This is a genomic window from Pseudarthrobacter sp. NS4 (assembly GCF_024758005.1).
Taxonomy (GTDB): Bacteria; Actinomycetota; Actinomycetes; order Actinomycetales; family Micrococcaceae; genus Arthrobacter.
In genome coordinates this window covers 147,204-163,228 of sequence record NZ_CP103288.1, presented here as the reverse complement: position 1 = coordinate 163,228, position 16,025 = coordinate 147,204, and the positions used below count along the sequence as shown (strand labels likewise).

The 16,025-nt window shown below is 62.6% G+C and carries 12 protein-coding genes and 1 pseudogene; 9 read left to right on the top strand and 4 right to left on the bottom strand.

What is annotated here, in order from left to right:
* Positions 1–97: 97 nt before the first annotated feature.
* Positions 98–706, bottom strand: coding sequence for a hypothetical protein (locus NXY83_RS00720; RefSeq protein ID WP_258804216.1), 609 nt, complete (start codon positions 704–706; stop codon positions 98–100).
* A gap of 251 nt (positions 707–957) precedes the next feature.
* Positions 958–1,632, bottom strand: a complete 675-nt coding sequence (locus NXY83_RS00715; protein ID WP_258804215.1) for a metal-dependent transcriptional regulator — start codon at positions 1,630–1,632, stop codon at positions 958–960.
* 986 nt (positions 1,633–2,618) lie between these two features.
* Between NXY83_RS00715 and NXY83_RS00710 the strand changes: the two genes are divergently transcribed.
* Positions 2,619–3,683 (top strand): LacI family DNA-binding transcriptional regulator, encoded by a 1,065-nt coding sequence (locus tag NXY83_RS00710; RefSeq protein ID WP_258804214.1) that lies wholly within the window; start codon positions 2,619–2,621, stop codon positions 3,681–3,683.
* Positions 3,683–4,681, top strand: coding sequence for an aldo/keto reductase family protein (locus NXY83_RS00705; protein ID WP_258804213.1), 999 nt, complete (start codon positions 3,683–3,685; stop codon positions 4,679–4,681). The genes NXY83_RS00710 and NXY83_RS00705 overlap by 1 nt, the downstream gene beginning before the upstream one ends.
* Positions 4,682–5,242: 561 nt before the next feature.
* On the opposite strand, the gene NXY83_RS00700 is transcribed toward NXY83_RS00705, so the two are convergent.
* A complete protein-coding gene (locus NXY83_RS00700; protein WP_258804212.1) occupies positions 5,243–5,695 on the bottom strand; it encodes a plasmid pRiA4b ORF-3 family protein in 453 nt (150 codons plus the stop codon).
* Positions 5,696–6,011: 316 nt separating this feature from the next.
* Complete coding sequence (locus NXY83_RS00695; protein ID WP_258804211.1) at positions 6,012–6,704, bottom strand: Helicase associated domain protein; 693 nt, start codon at positions 6,702–6,704, stop codon at positions 6,012–6,014.
* Between the two features lie 438 nt (positions 6,705–7,142).
* On the opposite strand from NXY83_RS00695, the gene NXY83_RS00690 reads away from it, so the two are divergent.
* The 7 genes and pseudogenes from NXY83_RS00690 to NXY83_RS00660 all read left to right on the top strand — a co-directional run bounded on the left by NXY83_RS00690 (position 7,143) and on the right by NXY83_RS00660 (position 15,936).
* Positions 7,143–7,565, top strand: coding sequence for a hypothetical protein (locus NXY83_RS00690; RefSeq protein WP_258804210.1), 423 nt, complete (start codon positions 7,143–7,145; stop codon positions 7,563–7,565).
* 216 nt (positions 7,566–7,781) lie between these two features.
* Positions 7,782–8,330: pseudogene (locus NXY83_RS21165) on the top strand (potassium-transporting ATPase subunit B); the annotation flags it as partial.
* A gap of 124 nt (positions 8,331–8,454) precedes the next feature.
* Entirely contained in the window at positions 8,455–10,023 is a 1,569-nt protein-coding gene (locus tag NXY83_RS00680; RefSeq protein WP_258804209.1) for an NCS1 family nucleobase:cation symporter-1, read from the top strand.
* 10 nt (positions 10,024–10,033) lie between these two features.
* Positions 10,034–10,777 (top strand): aspartate/glutamate racemase family protein, encoded by a 744-nt coding sequence (locus tag NXY83_RS00675; RefSeq protein WP_258804208.1) that lies wholly within the window; start codon positions 10,034–10,036, stop codon positions 10,775–10,777.
* A gap of 178 nt (positions 10,778–10,955) precedes the next feature.
* Entirely contained in the window at positions 10,956–12,326 is a 1,371-nt protein-coding gene (gene allB / locus NXY83_RS00670; protein ID WP_258804207.1) for an allantoinase AllB, read from the top strand.
* A 95-nt stretch (positions 12,327–12,421) separates the two neighbouring features.
* Positions 12,422–13,834: an NCS1 family transporter gene (locus NXY83_RS00665; RefSeq protein WP_258804206.1), complete on the top strand. Its 1,413-nt coding sequence runs from the start codon at positions 12,422–12,424 to the stop codon at positions 13,832–13,834.
* A 611-nt stretch (positions 13,835–14,445) separates the two neighbouring features.
* Positions 14,446–15,936 (top strand): NCS1 family nucleobase:cation symporter-1, encoded by a 1,491-nt coding sequence (locus NXY83_RS00660; protein WP_258804205.1) that lies wholly within the window; start codon positions 14,446–14,448, stop codon positions 15,934–15,936.
* Positions 15,937–16,025: the final 89 nt, after the last annotated feature.

The following is a 16,025-nucleotide window of genomic DNA, read 5'->3' as shown; positions in this document are numbered from 1 at the left end:
TTAGGGAGGTGAAGACGCGTTTGCACCGACCTGCCTATGGTCAGGGTTGTCGGGGGTGAAAGTCGCCCTGGCACAGGTGTTTTGGTGCTTTTGATGCTTAGGTACCCGACCAGCGCCGAAGGGTGCTGTTGATCAGGCCGATCAGCACCGCCGTCCACCAGCATGCCTGTGACACGCTCAGGGCGGTCATCAGCCGGAGCCTCAGCTTTCGGCCGAGGTCGCTGAAGCGGGTTTGAGAGGGCAAGGCAAGCAGCTGGTGCATGGCCGGAGCGATGCTCAGGCCATTGAGCATCAGGATCAGCACCGCGCAGAGTTTGACGGCCGTGACGGGGCTGGTCAGGTCAGGGTCGATGAGGGCGCCGGAGGCCAGGAGCAGGGCGAGGCCTCCCCAGATCAGCGGTTTCGCGGCTGCTTCGAGCCTTCCTGATTCGTGCATCCGGACCTTGCCTAAGAGCCAGAGCAGGCCCAGCCAGTCAACGACGAGAATCGTTCCGAAGGAGAGCACCAGGGCAAGGATGTGCACGGCGAGGCCGACGCGGTGCAGTTCGGGCCCGGCGTCCATGTTGTGTCCGACAAGGATGGATGCCAGCCACCCTGCCGTGCACAGCACGCCGAGTAGGACCAGCCGGAGGTTAGCGCCTTCCATCCGGGACGGGCCGGGCGGATCGATAGCCGTGCCGGGCCTGGTCGGGTAATCGGCTCTCATGTGGCCGGCCTTTCTGGGAGCTTCCCGGTGATCGGGAGCGGTGGGTGCTGTCTGCTTCACTGGGTGAAAGCGCAGGACTTGGTGCGATGGGCCGACGGCCGGTGCCACCCGGAAATTCCATAAGCCTTGCCCTACTTTTCCGGGTAGGCAGCCCTTGGCCTTCCCGCCCCTGAAGCCGCGCGTACCGCCGGCGTGTACCCGCCGCACGCGTGAGGAGTCGCACGGAGGGTCGGGGCACGTGGTGGCGGGAGTTAAGTTGCGACTACCCAGATGGCTTCAGCGGCTGCGGACCCCAGGTCAATATCCACTGCGCGGTCATCCAGGTGAATCGTGGTGATATCGGCGTAGGGACGGTGGGCCCGGACCGTGAGCTGGATGTCAGGTGCCAGCCCGAGCTCGGCAAAGTAGCGCAGCATGTTCGGATCGGCATCCGAAATCCTGGTGATAGTGACGGGCCGCTCCGGGTCAATTGCGGCCAGGCGGACACCCTCGGGCGGATCAGGGAGACCTCCCGGGGCAGGAATGGGGTCCCCGTGAGGATCCCGCGTGGGGTGTCCGAGCAGCTCGTCGACGCGCCGGATCATCGTGTCAGAGACAGCATGTTCGAGTATTTCGGCCTCATCGTGCACTTCGTCCCAGCCATAACTCAGGACTTGGACGAGGAAGGTCTCCAGGAGGCGGTGCCGGCGCACCATTTCCACGGCGTGTTCGCGCCCGGCCGCCGTGAGTTCGATGCTGCCGTACGGGGCGTGGGTGACCATCCCCTGTTTAGCAAGCCGCCGGATCCCGTCCGAGACGGTGGAGGGCTTCACTCCCATGCGTTCAGCCATCGCACTGACGGTGATCGGGGACTGCGACCATTCCGTGGCAGACCAAATCATCTTCAGGTAATCCTGTGCTGGGGCGGTCAGATCGGAAACGGTCATGCTGAGATGTTAGCAGCAAAACTAAAATGTTAGCCACGTCTAACATTTGTTTTCGTGGCGCCAGATGTTTTTATGGGATTACGGGAACCGGGGCCCGCAAGGCGGCGACAGCGACGACGGAGCGGAGTGACGTGGAGTTTGACCCTTGCCAAGCACGAATGCTCCCCCAAGCCCAGCGATACCCCCAGCGGCGGCTCCTGGGTTCCGGCCGCTAACCCTCCCTCGTGTGTTTGAACAAGAGGATGACCGCGCTCCATGACAACACGACCAGCTGCCTTGTGTAGACCTAGTGGGCCGCATCGCCCGGTCGCAGCAGTGGAGAGCTTGTCTATTAAGTGCAGGGCGAGCCGCTTCTGAACGTTAATTCGTCATGGTGGAGTCTTCCCAGGCTGAAACTGTCCTTGACGCCGGCGCGCTTCGGAGTAAAACATTCGTGCGTCCCTCCTGTGCGGGGCCGGTCCTCAGATGACGCCGTCTCCGAGGCTGCGGCAGGTTACGCTGCCGGCGCTGCGCATGATGCCTGGCGTGCTGTTCCTGTGGTTCGGCCTGCTGAAAGTCCTTGACCGCTCACCCGTCGCAGCCCTCATTGAGCAAGCGCTTCCACTCCCACGGGTGGATGTCCGTTCTTCTGGTTCTGGCACGGCAGAAGTAACGCTTGGCGTCCTTATCATCAGCGGCGCGCTCTTCCGGGTCCCGCTTGTTCGTTCTGGTCGCCACCTCTAATCGGAGCCCCCTCGACTTCCCTTCTGGTCCCCGGCTTCACGTTCAGCGAGGCAAACGCGGTCCTACTGACGATTGAAGGTGAGTTTGTCGCGAAGAGCGGAGCCCTTATCGCTGGCGCCCTGGTTCTTCTAACACACACCAAAAGGACGCTCTGACCACACGGCCGGGCCAGAGCCAGCGGCGCTAACCCGTCAAGCCCCAGCGAGTATCCTTCTACGCAAGCGCTTGTGTTAAGGGGTGGACTGCCCGTAGCCTTGTTCTCCGTGACTGTAAGGATAGAAGAGGTTGCCGAACGCGCCCGCGTTGCCGTGTCGACGGTGTCCCGTGCCCTGCGCGACCTGCCCGGGGTCTCCACGGGCACCCGCCAGCGGATTAAGGACATCGCGGTGGAGATGGGATACGTGGCGTCGCCCAGTGCTGCGCGCTTGGCCACCGGAGTTACCGGCACCGTGGCGGTCATCGTTCCGGATGCGACCAAATGGTTCTTCGGACAGGTCATCGCTGGGGCAGGTGCCGTGCTCCGGGCTTCCGGCCGGGACGTCCTGCTCTACGAGCTCGGCGATGAGGAGGGCCGCCTCCGCTTTTTCGCTGAACAGCGGCTGCGCGGCCGGGCTGATGGGGTGCTGGTGCTCTCGCTCCGGCTGACCGAGGCTGAAACCCGGACGCTACGGGATCTGGAGATTCCCGTCGTCGTACTGGGCCGGCGTTCGGAGTACTTCGGCAGCGTGTTCGTCGATGACCGGGCCGCTGCCCGGACCGCAGTCCGTCACCTGCTTAACTTGGGCCATCGACGCATCGGGTTGCTTGGGATCAACGATGACGCCGAGGTCACCACCGGAAGTCTGGCGCCGCCGTCGCGCGTTGCCGGCTACCGGCAATGCCTCATGGGCGCGGGCATTGACGAGGTGGACGGGTGGCAGCAGTTCGACACGAATTCGGTGGCCGGCGGCGCAGCCGCGATGACCCGGATGCTGTCCGCGCCGGTACTGCCGACGGCGGTTTTCGCCGCCTCCGATGAGATGGCCTTTGGTGCCCTGGGCGTCGTCCGCGCCGCGGGCATGAGTGTGCCTGGGGACATCTCCATCGTGGGGTTCGACAACCACGACCTCTCCCCCGTCCTTGGCCTCACCACCATCGACCAGGACGTCCAAGGGCAGGGGCGAGCGGCGGCCGGGCTGCTGCTTGAGGCCCTGAACAGCAGTTCCCCAACCCGGCCCCCACAGACAACGCGGACCGTCGATACGCACCTGGTCCTTCGGCACAGCACCAGGCCCCCCCGGGGGAACCAGACTCATTTCACTGCAGAGCCCGACAAGGAAGAGAACTAATGGAATACCGCAAACTCGGATCATCAGGCATGTACATCAGCGAAATCGCGTACGGCAACTGGGTTACCCATGGTGAACAGATCGATCAGGGCGCAGCGACCGCCTGCGTCCGGAAGGCACTTGATCTGGGCATCACCACCTTCGACACCGCAGACGCCTATGCCGGCACCCGCGCCGAAACCGCGCTGGGCGAGGCGCTGCGCGGCACACGCCGCGAGAGCCTGGAAATCTTCACCAAGGTTTACTTCCCCACAGGAGACGGCAAGAACGACCGCGGTCTGTCCCGCAAACACATCATGGAATCGATCAACGGCTCCCTGAAGCGTCTGGACACCGACTATGTGGACCTCTACCAAGCCCACCGCTACGACTACGAAACGCCGCTGGAAGAAACCATGCAGGCGTTCGCCGACATCGTGCGCGCCGGCAAGGCCCACTACATCGGCGTTTCCGAGTGGACCGTCAATGAGATCCGCGCTGGCGCCGCCCTCGCCAAAGACCTGGGCATCCAACTGATCTCCAACCAGCCCCAGTACTCCATGCTGTGGCGGGTCATCGAGGAAGAGGTCGTCCCCACCAGCATCGAGCTCGGCATCGGCCAGATCTGCTGGTCCCCGCTCGCCCAGGGCGTGCTGACCGGCAAATACCTTCCCGGGCAGACTGCTCCCGAAGGCTCACGCTTCCGTGACGAAGACGGAAACCTCAAAACAGAACACCGCTTCCTGGACGAGGACATCCTCACCCGCGTCCAACAGCTCAAACCCCTCGCCAAGGAGGCCGGGCTCTCCATGCCCGCCCTGGCCGTCGCCTGGGTGTTGCAGAACAACAACGTCTCCGCAGCGATCGTGGGCGCCTCCCGGCCCGACCAACTCGAGGACAACGCCAAGGCCGCCGGGGTGAAACTGGAGCACGCGCTCATGACCCGCATCGACGAACTGCTCGCCCCTGTCACCGAACGTGACCCCTCCAAGGTCGAGTCCTTCAAGGAACGCGCCTAAACCACCAGCTGGCCGGATAATCCGCGCAGGAGCCCAATAGCCCCAGACAGATGCCGGCCCTGGCGCTACTGAAGGGAGCAGTGCCAAGCCCGGGTGCCCCCAGAGGCGGTACGCAGCACCTTCACTCAGGGGACACTGCCACACTTGCCGCGCCATACTTGGAGAGCAATCTGCTCGGCGACTTTTTTCTGCGCCTCCGGCCATTCTTGGTTGAAGTACACCCAAGCCTGACAGATGCCATGCCTGGCCCTCCGAAACGACGGGCTAGAACCTGCGATCCATGCAGAAGCCGTCCCACCGCCCACACCCGGGGACAATTCTTATGGGTTATCCACCGCTACTGCTGCAAGGGGAGCTACCCCAAAGGCTCCCTCAACACCCATCCATGGATAACCCGAATTGACCCCAGCTGTGGACGGACCAGAGTCACCGGGGCGTGCTTGTCCGAGTCCAGTTGAGGGAATATCCGTTATCGGCTCTTTAAAACAGGCGGGGGAGTGCCTCCAAAAGGGGCTGTTTCCTAGCGGCACTTGATGGCGAATTCTCCCCAGATTTAGGAGGTCAGAAGTGCTCAGCCAGCACCCGGTTTACGGCGGGGATGTCCAGGAAGGCAGGGTCAAAAGGCGCATCGGAGCCGGTTATGTCGGCAACCCATGCAGAGTGTTCGGCATGGTCAGGATGTGACGGGTCGGCCAAGGCATCCATGATCTCCTCGTACCCGGCAAAACCTCTGGAGTCTTCCAGCGGGCCGCGCCGGGCGCCGTCAATCAGCCGGGCCGGCGGAAGGGACTGCCTGATGCCCAGTCCGGAGCAGACGGCGTTGAGCAGGACCGGTCCGGTGATGCCGACAGCGTTCTGTTCCAGTGCGTCGAAGAAGACGCCCAGCAGAATCATCAAAACAATTTGACGGTGTGCCCCGGTCACCCCGATGCGCTGATACGCCCCCTCAATCTGGTGGGCCAACGTACCCTTGCTGGACGCTTGATCCAGCGCGGCCTCACTCTTCTTTTCCATAGCGCGCCCCTCTATGAGCTCCGGAGCCGGCCTCACCCTTGTACTTTCTCCGGGACTTTTGGCACAACATGCGGGACAGCCGACTCATCAGTAGGCGGAGTGTTTCAAAGGTCCTGTCCCGGTTGCAAGGTTCTGGAACATCCATATGAGGAGCTACGGAGTGGCCGTTCTGTGGTTGGAAGCAGAGTTTGCGGTATAGGAGAACTGATTGTTCTGAAGGTATTTCCGGCCCTGGTTGTTTGCTTGGCGAGTTATGCCTTGTTGCTGAGGAAGCGGGACACCCCAGGTGATAGTACGGGGACAAGACAACGGTAGGTCAAGGCTTGGCTGTCGATCCGTCCTTTCCGATGTTTGGAGATCCCTGCGCACCGCCGCGGAGTCGCCCACCTCGCCAACCGTGAAGGAGCTTGTTCAACTGGATTTCCCTATGTTGGGGCAGTTTGCCCTTGCGGAACTTGATGCGTTGGCGGTGCAACCATATGCCCAGCAGCCGTTCTTCTTCCGTGTCCGTTTTCTCGTGGCGTGGCCAGTCGTTCCCGGCAGCTATGTAACGTGAGAGTTGAATGAGACGCAGGTTCCACTGTGCCTCGTCGTCATCTTTGCGGGCTCGCCGTTCCCAACCGGGGATTTCCTGCAGGCCATTTCTGTAGATGCGTGGGAGTGTCCCCCGGTCGAGGTCCTTACGCCGCCTCGACAGCCACATAGCTAGTGCACGCTCCCGCGCACGGGGCGACTTGGTCGACGGAAGCCGGCCTTCGGTTCGATACAGGTCGAGGGTGTCTTCGAGGTTTTGTAAACCATCGGAGGTGACCCGAGTAGTCGGCGCTGCCATGATGGCGCTGCGGTGGTCCTCTCTAAGGGACGGGTCCTTGGCGGCGGCAAGAGTCAGGTGATAGCGGACGGTGCTTTCGCCGACTCTGGCCGCGGCTGCTATTTTAGTGATGGTTAGGCCTTGCCGGTACAGCTGCACCCACTCCTGGTGCGGCGCCGGACGCTTGTATTCAGGCATGCCAACTTAACGGGCAGGGCCCGTGATAGTCAGTTCCGTGCCGTCAGCTGTCTGGATTGTGCCGATGACTTTCACCCAATTAGCGTATTTGTTCCCGCAATTCCTGACAGGTGAATTCCGAAGCACTCCAGTGCGCTGACTGAGCAACTGGTGCTGCGTCTCGGCGCTGGAGTGGAATTTCTACCGCTACCAGGTAACCCCGCACAAGGACTCACTGATCGTCAACGACCCGAACGACTACTGCCGAGAAGTGGGTGATCCCCGATACGTCCTAGAACTGCTGAAAAGGATAGTGACGGTGTCGCTCGAAACGAACCGGATTGTGGCGGACCTGCCACCACTAGAAATCGCCGAGCCGTAACGGGCGCGTTATTTGTCCTTGCCCGGCACCTGACAAATCCACGCACCCCCCTCCGCAGTCCAGCGTTGCCAACGGTAGTGGACCGCGCTCCTTTAGCGGGTTACCGTTACGACACCGCCGTGGAGCTGGAAAAACTCAACGCCATCCGGGAACTCGATGCCCTCTTCACGAACTACCTGCTGCCCCAGCAGAAGCTGCTCTCGAAAGAACGCCATGGGGCCAAGGTGGTCAGGAAACATGATGCCGCCCTCACCCCGCATCAGCGCGCCGCCGGGCATCGGAGCGTCCGCAAGCGGCCCGTCATCACCATGGATGCGCAGTTCAAACACCTCAAACCAGCGGCACTGTCCCGGCAGATCCTGGCCCTGACCGGACAGCTTAAAGCTCTTGCCCAAGCGAAAGCTGCTCCCCGCGACTACAAGATCAACACCTGGTTCAACCGGCACCCGAAACGGACCTTTTCCAGTGAGGCAACGAAGCAGTCTTCCCGAACCTATTGACGTGAGGCAACAGGCCCCTCATAGAACCATTGACGATCGTGAACTTCGTGCTCTCGCTGGCAGCGTTGGCACTTCCATCACCGCCTACCGCGCCATCTCCAAGGTCCGGAAGGACCAGGAAACCTAGACCGGCGCAGGCAGGGCCGCCCGACTAGGGCCGGCCCGGCCCTGCAATATGAGGGCCGCTGCAGCAAATTAGTAGGCTTGCCGGACACGGAGGACAAGTTCGCTGTCCTCAAGAAGGGACAGGCCGCGGGCCGGCTCGTGGTGATGACCGGCGACGGCACCAACGACGCCCCAGACCTGGCAACGGCTGAGGCCAGACTCGTGATGAATTGAATTCTGCACCCCCAAGGAAGCCGACTACATGGTGGAGTTCGATTCCGGCCCACTAAACTCATCAACATTCTCGGCATCGGCCAACAGTTGCTCATCACCCGCGGGGAACTGACCACCTTCTCGGTAGCCAGCGACGTCGCCAAGTACTTCGCAATCGTCCCGGCACTGTTGACCGCGGCGTTCCGGGGTCGGGCTGTTGAAGACCATGGGACTCTCGACCCCGCCTCCGGCGATCCTGTCCGCGGTGATCTTCAACGCCCTGATAATCATCGCCCTGGTCCCTCTGGCCCTGAGCAGGCATTAAATACCCTGCCGTGTCCGCTGATACAGCCCTGTCCTGGACCCTTGCTGACCCACGGACCCGGCGGGCTGGGTCACCCCTGTAGTCGGCCTGCGGGAAAAGGCTGCACTCTTGACCTGAAGTGACGGGGGTCATACTATTGTTCCACTATACAAAAACTGAATCTCGCGATGTGGAATAACAGCGTTAGATCTTCTGCAGATCTCCCGGCTAACCACCACGAATACTCCTAGAACTGGAGATTTACAGATGCACGCAACTCCCCCTGCCGGTTTGGACTCGGCTCTGTCCCCGACACCGTCGTCGGGCCAGCCCCTTCACCCGACCACCGGCCCTGACGCTATCTGCGCGACCGCAAGCACCACTTCCGGAGAGGACATCAGTCCCAGCCTTTACAACGTCGACCTTGCCCCCACTAAACGGGAGGGCCGCCGCTGGTCCGGCTACAGCATCTTCACCCTCTGGGCCAACGATGTGCACAGCCTGGGCAACTATGCCTTCGCCATCGGGCTGTTCGCCCTGGGGCTTGGCGGCTGGCAGATCCTTCTTGCACTCGGCATCGGGGCGGCGCTCCTCTTCGGCCTCCTCAACCTCTCCGGCTTCATGGGCGTCAAGACGGGCGTTCCCTTCCCTGTCATGAGCCGGATCAGCTTCGGAATCAGGGGCGCCCAGATCGCCAGCCTGCTCCGCGGCGCCGTCGCAGTGGCCTGGTTCGGCATCCAGACCTACCTCGCCTCCGTCGTCTTCCGCGTCATGCTCGTGGCAATGTTCCCTGCCCTCGCTGCAATGGACAAAGACTCCACCCTGGGGCTGTCCACGCTGGGCTGGATCGCCTTCATCATCCTCTGGGTTGTCCAACTGGTCATCGTCAGCTTCGGCATGGAAATGATCCGCAAGTACGAAGCATTCGCCGGACCCGTCATCCTGGTAACCATGGCGGCCATCGCCATCTGGATCTTCATCGAGGCCGGCGGCGCCATCGCATGGTCCTCGGACAACGCGCTGGAGGGGCCCCAAATGTGGCTCACCATCTTCGCCGGCGGTGCACTGTGGGTCTCCATCTACGGCACCTTCGTCCTGAACTTCTGTGACTTCACCCGCTCCGCCGTCTCGAAGAAGGCCGTGGTCCGGGGCAACTTCTGGGGCATCCCCATCAACATGCTGGTCTTCGGCGCCATCGTCGTCGTCATGGCCGGCGGGCAATTCAAAATCAACGGCACCATCATCCAAAGCCCCTCGGACATTGTCCAGACGATCCCCAACACTCTGTTCCTGGTGCTGGCCTGCCTGGCGCTGCTGATCCTGACCATCGCCGTGAACCTCATGGCCAACTTCGTGGCTCCCGTCTACGCCCTGACCAACTTGTTCCCCAAGCACCTGAACTTCCGCAAGGCCGCGTGGGTCAGCGGCATCATCGGCCTGGTCATCCTGCCCTGGAACCTCTACAACAACCCGCTGGTCATCGTGTACTTCCTCGGCGGCCTCGGCGCCCTGCTCGGCCCCCTGTTCGGCGTCGTCATGGCCGACTACTGGCTCATCCGCCGCGGCAAGGTCAACGTCCCCCAGCTCTACACCGCCTCCCCGGCCGGAGCCTACTACTACAAAAACGGCGTCAACCCCAAGGCGATCACCGCCATGGTCCCCGCCGCCGCTGTGGCACTGCTGATCGCGTTCGTCCCCACCCTGGCATCCGCAGCACCCTTTGCCTGGTTCTTCGCAGCAGGCATCGCAGCGGTGGTGTATTTCTTCATCGCAGACCGCACCCAGCGGCTGGAAGACCGCGACGGCGAGACCATCGCCATCGCCAGCACCCACTAAGGACACCTCAATGCGCATACTCGTCGCCAACGTCAACACCACCACGTCCATGACGGACTCCATAGCCGCCCAAGCCCGCAGCATCGCGGCGCCGGGAACGGAAATCGTGGGCATCACGCCCCGGTTCGGTGCCGATTCCTGCGAAGGCAACTTCGAAAGCTACCTGGCGGCCATCGCCGTGATGGACGCCGTGACCTCCTACGCCGAGCCCTTCGACGCCGTCGTTCAGGCCGGCTACGGCGAGCACGGTCGGGAGGGACTGCAGGAACTGCTTGACGTTCCCGTAGTGGACATGACCGAGGCCGCGGCCAGCACCGCCATGTTCCTCGGCCACAAATACTCCGTGGTCACCACCCTCGACCGGACCGTCCCGCTGATCGAAGACAGGCTCAAGCTTGCGGGTCTGGACGCCCGGTGCGCGTCCGTGCGGGCCAGCGGCATGGCCGTCCTTGAACTCGAGGAGGAACCGGAGCGTGCCGTGGAAGCCATCATCAACCAGGCCCTGCAGGCCGTCAGCCAGGACAAAGCCGAAGTAATTGTGCTCGGCTGCGGAGGCATGGCGGGCCTGGACGAGCAAATCCGGCAGCGGGCCGGCGTCCCCGTGGTGGACGGCGTGGCGTCCGCGGTGACCATCGCCGAATCCCTGGTCCGGATGGGCCTGTCCACCTCCAAAGTCCGGACCTACGCTGCGCCGCGGCCCAAGACCGTCATAGGCTGGCCGCTGAACAGCACGGGCGTGCACGTGTCCCTTTAGGACCAGCCCCGGAAGACTGGGAAAAGAGCCAGCAGGGCCCCCTTTCAACCCTTGGGGAAGCCAAGCGAGAGGGCGACTGGGGTTGCCTATGCAGTCCTCCGCGCATTGGCCGCACGCAAGCCGGGCATCGACGTCATTGGCCCCCATGCCTTTAGTATCGAAAACAAGGAGAATCTCCATGACTGACAAGTCTCCGACACTGACTCAAGACCTCGCCCGCTATGACCTGGTCATCCGGGGCCGGCGCGTTCTGACCACCGCCGGGATCGCCCCGCGTGAGGTGGGCGTGCGCGGCGGCAAGATCGTCGCCCTCGAGCCCCTCGGCAACAGCCTGCAAGGCGCCCAGGTGGTAGAACTTGCAGACGATGAAACCCTGATCCCTGGCCTGGTGGACACCCATGTCCACGTCAACGAGCCGGGCCGCACCGAGTGGGAGGGCTTCGCCTCTGCCACCCGTGCCGCCGCAGCCGGCGGCGTGACCACCATCATCGACATGCCGCTGAACTCCGTCCCGCCCACCACCACGGTGGAAAATCTCAAGCTCAAGCGCGAGGTGGCCGAGGACCAGGCGTTCATCGATGTCGGGTTCTGGGGCGGCGCCATCCCCGGCAACAAGGCCCACCTCCGGCCCCTGCACGATGAGGGCGTGTTCGGTTTCAAGTGTTTCCTCCTGCACTCGGGCGTGGACGAGTTCCCGCACCTGGACGCGGACGAGATGGAGGAGGATATGGCCGAGCTGAAGTCCTTCGACTCCCTCATGATCGTCCACGCCGAGGACTCCCACGCCATCGACCGCGCACCCCATCCCGGCGGCGACCACTACGAAACCTTTCTCGCTTCCCGCCCGCGCGGTGCCGAGAACAAGGCCATCGCTGAGGTCATCGAACGGGCCCGCTGGACCGGTGCGCGTGCGCACATCCTGCACCTGTCCTCGTCGGACGCCCTGCCCATGATTGCCTCCGCCAAGCGCGACGGCGTCAAGCTCACCGTGGAGACGTGCCCGCACTACCTCACGCTGATGGCCGAGGAGATCCCGGACGGCGCCACCGCCTACAAGTGTTGCCCGCCCATCCGCGAGGCCTCCAACCGGGAGCTGCTGTGGCAGGGTCTGCAGGACGGCACCATCGACTGCATCGTCTCGGACCACTCCCCCTCCACCCTGGACCTGAAGGACCTGGAAAACGGGGACTTCGCGGTGGCCTGGGGAGGCGTCTCGTCGCTGCAGCTGGGACTGTCCCTGATCTGGAGCGAAGCGCGGCACCGCGGCATCCCCCTGGAGCAGGTTGTCAGCTGGATGGCGGAGAAGCCCGCGGGCCTCGCCCGGCTCACCAACAAGGGCCAACTGGCGCTGGGTTACGACGCCGACTTCGCCGTCTTCGCCCCGGACGAGGCCTTCGTGGTGGACGTCTCCAAGCTCAAGCACAAAAACCCCATCACCCCGTACGACGGCAGAACCCTCTCCGGAGTGGTCCGCAAGACGTTCCTTCGCGGTGCCGTGGTGGACGGCCAGACCCCCACGGGCAAGCTGATCCGCCGCGGCGGAGCCTGAAGCAGGAGGCCCACGAACCGCCCCGGATTCCCGCCGTGCGCGAACCAGGACAGCCACAACCACCGATTCCTCTCCGACTCAGAAGGTGAACACCCATGTCCACACCCAGCAGTAAAACCCCTCGCAGTGCCGCGCCGGCGTCCGCGCCCGCGCCGGTTCAGTCCAAGGCCGCCGGCCAGGAATCACTGGCACCGCAGCAGGTGCGCATCGTCGGCAAGTTTTCCTACCTCCTGATGTGGATGGGGGGCTGCGTCTCGATCGGAACCTTCACGATGGGCTCCAGCCTGGTGGGGACGCTGAACCTGGTGCAGCTACTCATCGCCATCTCGATAGGGTGCCTGGTCATCAGCGTCGGCCTTGTCATTAACGGGGCGGGAGGCTACAAGTTCGGCATTCCCTTCATGGTGCAGGCTCGTAACGCATTCGGTTTCACCGGCACCCGCATTCCCGGTGTAATCCGCGCCGTGCCGGCTCTCGTCTGGTACGGCTTCCAGAGCTGGATCGGGGCGGCTGCCCTCAACCAGGTCTCAGCAGTGCTCTTCGGCTTCAGCAACCTGGTCCTGTTCTTCATTCTCTTCCAGTTCCTGCAGATCGGCCTGTCCGTCTTCGGCTTCAAGGGCATCAAGTGGCTCGAGAACATCGGGGCGGTCTTCATCGTGGCCTCGCTGGTTTACATGTTCTTCAGCGTGTTCGACCGTTACGGTGCGGAGATCCAGACGAATCTCGTTGAGACGGAGGGTACATGGGGGGCTCCATTCTGGGGCGCAACCATGCTCTTCCTGGGCATCTACGCGACGATGATGATCAACGTCAGCGACTACTCCCGCGAGCACACTCGCGGAACGGGTCCGACACTGCTCACCGGCATCTACACGGCCGCCATCCTTCCGGTCACAGTCTTCATGGGCATGATCGGGCTGATGGTCTCCTCTGCGACCGGGGTCGTCGATCCCATCGAGGTCTTCTCGAACGCCGTCGACAACCCGTCACTGCTCGTGATCACGCTACTGTTCATCGCTTTTGCCCAGGTCACGACGAACGTGCTGAACAACGTTGTCCCACCCACCTACGTCCTGATGGACATCTTCAAGCTGTCGTTCCGGACTTCGACCGTGATCGTCGGCTTGCTGGCCTTCGCGACTTTCCCCTGGCTCCTGGTGCGGGAGGAATCCGCGAACGGCCTGCAGATCTTCGTGCAGACATACTCGGCGTTCTTGGGCCCCATTTTCGCGGTCATGGTCGTTGACTACTACGTCATCCGCCGCCGCGTCCTCGACCTCGACAAGCTGTACGACGCCGACGGCCCCTATCGAGGCATGAACCCCTCGGCCCTCCTCGCCGTCATCATCGGAGTGATAGCAGCCTTCATGTTTACCGACTTCTCTTGGTACGCCGGCCTCATCCCCGCCGGAGTCAGTTACTACCTTTTGATGCAGCACTGGGCACCATCCAGGCGGTTCCGGCCGGAACCGACCCTGACCAAGAACCAAGGGGTGGCCACAGAGTAGCCGTACGCACCGCGCCACTGGGCGCCCTACCAGCCAGTCCCACGACCGGTGGCGGCACACGGCGCACCCGTGTGCGGCCGCCGGTCGTCTCTCGTCGCGGGCACGTTTTCAGCCCGACGTCGACCGGCTCTTTTCTAGCGCTGGGCGACCTCCCAGCAGCTTCTCACCGTGAACTGTGCGCCGTTGGACGCTAACGGAGGCAGTGGGCCGTAATTCAAGCCCAATCCAGCCGCCTTGCCCTTTAGGCGAGCTCAACCAGCCCGACAGCATCGCACCGGGGTCGGACGCGACACCCCAGGTCCGGCGGGAAAACGCTGCCGACCTGCGTACTCGATGTCGATGTGCAGAACCTGGCCGGCGCCGTAGTTGTCCAGCTCGCGGCTGGCCTGTTTAGGGCATTGAACCTCACCTACCGGGCGAGTTGGTCTTGCTGGTGGGAAACGGTCTTCGAACAGGCCGACTGCCGTTTGCGGCTACACGTCGGGGGCGTCAGTCCTGAGCCGCCCAAATTGCCCATTGACTGGAAAGTGATATACGTCATATCCTTCTAGTGGAAGAAAAATTCCACCATACAAAAACACTCCCACTTCGGAACGCGGATAGAGGCTGCAATGACCATCCGAAACAACGACCTTGGGGATGCCGACCTGACGGTAACGGGTGCGGATCCCTCCCTGTACAACGAGGATCTCGCCCCGCTGCCGGCGTCGAAACGTACCTGGGGGTGGTTTGCCATCTTCAACGTATGGTCAAACGACATCCAGAGCCTTGCTGGGTACACTCTGGCAGCGAGCCTGTTCATCACGGCCGGCATCAACGGCTGGTTCGTTTTCGCCGCCATTCTTCTCTCCGGGTTCATCATTAAGTTCCTCGTGGATCTGAGCGGACGCCCCAGTGTGAAGTACGGATTTCCTTACCCCGTGCTTGCCCGGGCGTCGATGGGAGTCCGCGGGGCCCAGTTCCCGGCAATCGTCCGCGCTGTCGTCGCGATCTTTTGGTACGGCGCGCAGACTTACTTTGCCTCAACCGCCATTTCGCTGGCTCTCAACGCCCTGCTGGGCTCGCCCGGCGGCGACGAATTCCTGGGCATGAACTGGGTGTCCTGGCTGTCCTACCTGCTCGCCTCAGGCCTTCAGGTGATGCTCTTCCTCGGCGGCATTGAGCGGATCGCACATTTCCTTAACATCGCCGGCCCGGCTGTTTATCTCGTGATGATCGCGCTGCTCGTTGCGATCTGGGTTCAGGTGGGTGCTGGTCTGCCTGCGGCTGTCGGCACGATTTTCTCCAACGACGAGGTGACAGGCTGGGCTGCCGTCTCGGCCTTTATCGGAGTGACCGGAACCATGGTTGCCTACTTCGCCGCCGTGGTCATCAACTTCGGGGACTTCGCGAGGAACGTCCGTACGGAACGGGCTATGCGCCTTGGCAACCTCACCGGCTTGCCCCTCAGCCTGGCACTGTTCACTTTTCTCTCTGTTTTCATCACAGCCGGTGCCTACATCCTGTACCAGAACGGCCAGGGAGAACCGCTAACGAATCCGGCGGACATCGTGGGTCTCGTGGACAATGTTCCCCTTACCGTCCTGGCCGCCGTGACGTTCCTGGTGGCAACGCTTGGTATCAATGTGGTGGCGAACTTCATTCCGCCGTCCTACTCGCTCTCCAACATCAACCCGGCCAAGATTTCGTTCCACAAAGCAGGGATGATCACAGCGGTCGCCGGGTTCATCATCGGTGCACTCTGGGTGGCAGTCATCTCCACCATCGGCCTGCCCAAGTTCGTCGACACCCTCGGCGCTGTGCTCGCCCCGCTCTATGGCATCATCATCGCCGACTACTACTTCGTCCGGAAGCAACGCCTGAACCTCCACGATCTGTACTCAACCGACCCCCAAGGCGCTTACCACTTCAGCGGCGGATGGAACCGCAAAGCGCTCGTGGCATTCGCCATTGCAGCGGTGTTCTCAATCCTGGCCGTGTGGCTGCCGCAAATGGCGCAGCTCAGCGGTTTCGCCTGGATCCTCGGCGCCGCGTTGGGCGGGCTCTTCCACTGGCTGGCGATGCGGAAATTTGTCGTACAGACCTCCCATCATGACCGGTAGATGTATCAAAACCGCCTGGCTGGCAAGACTTGAGCCAATAAGAGAATCTCGGGTTCGTAGGATCATTGGCCAGGGTCGGCCTGTCCACC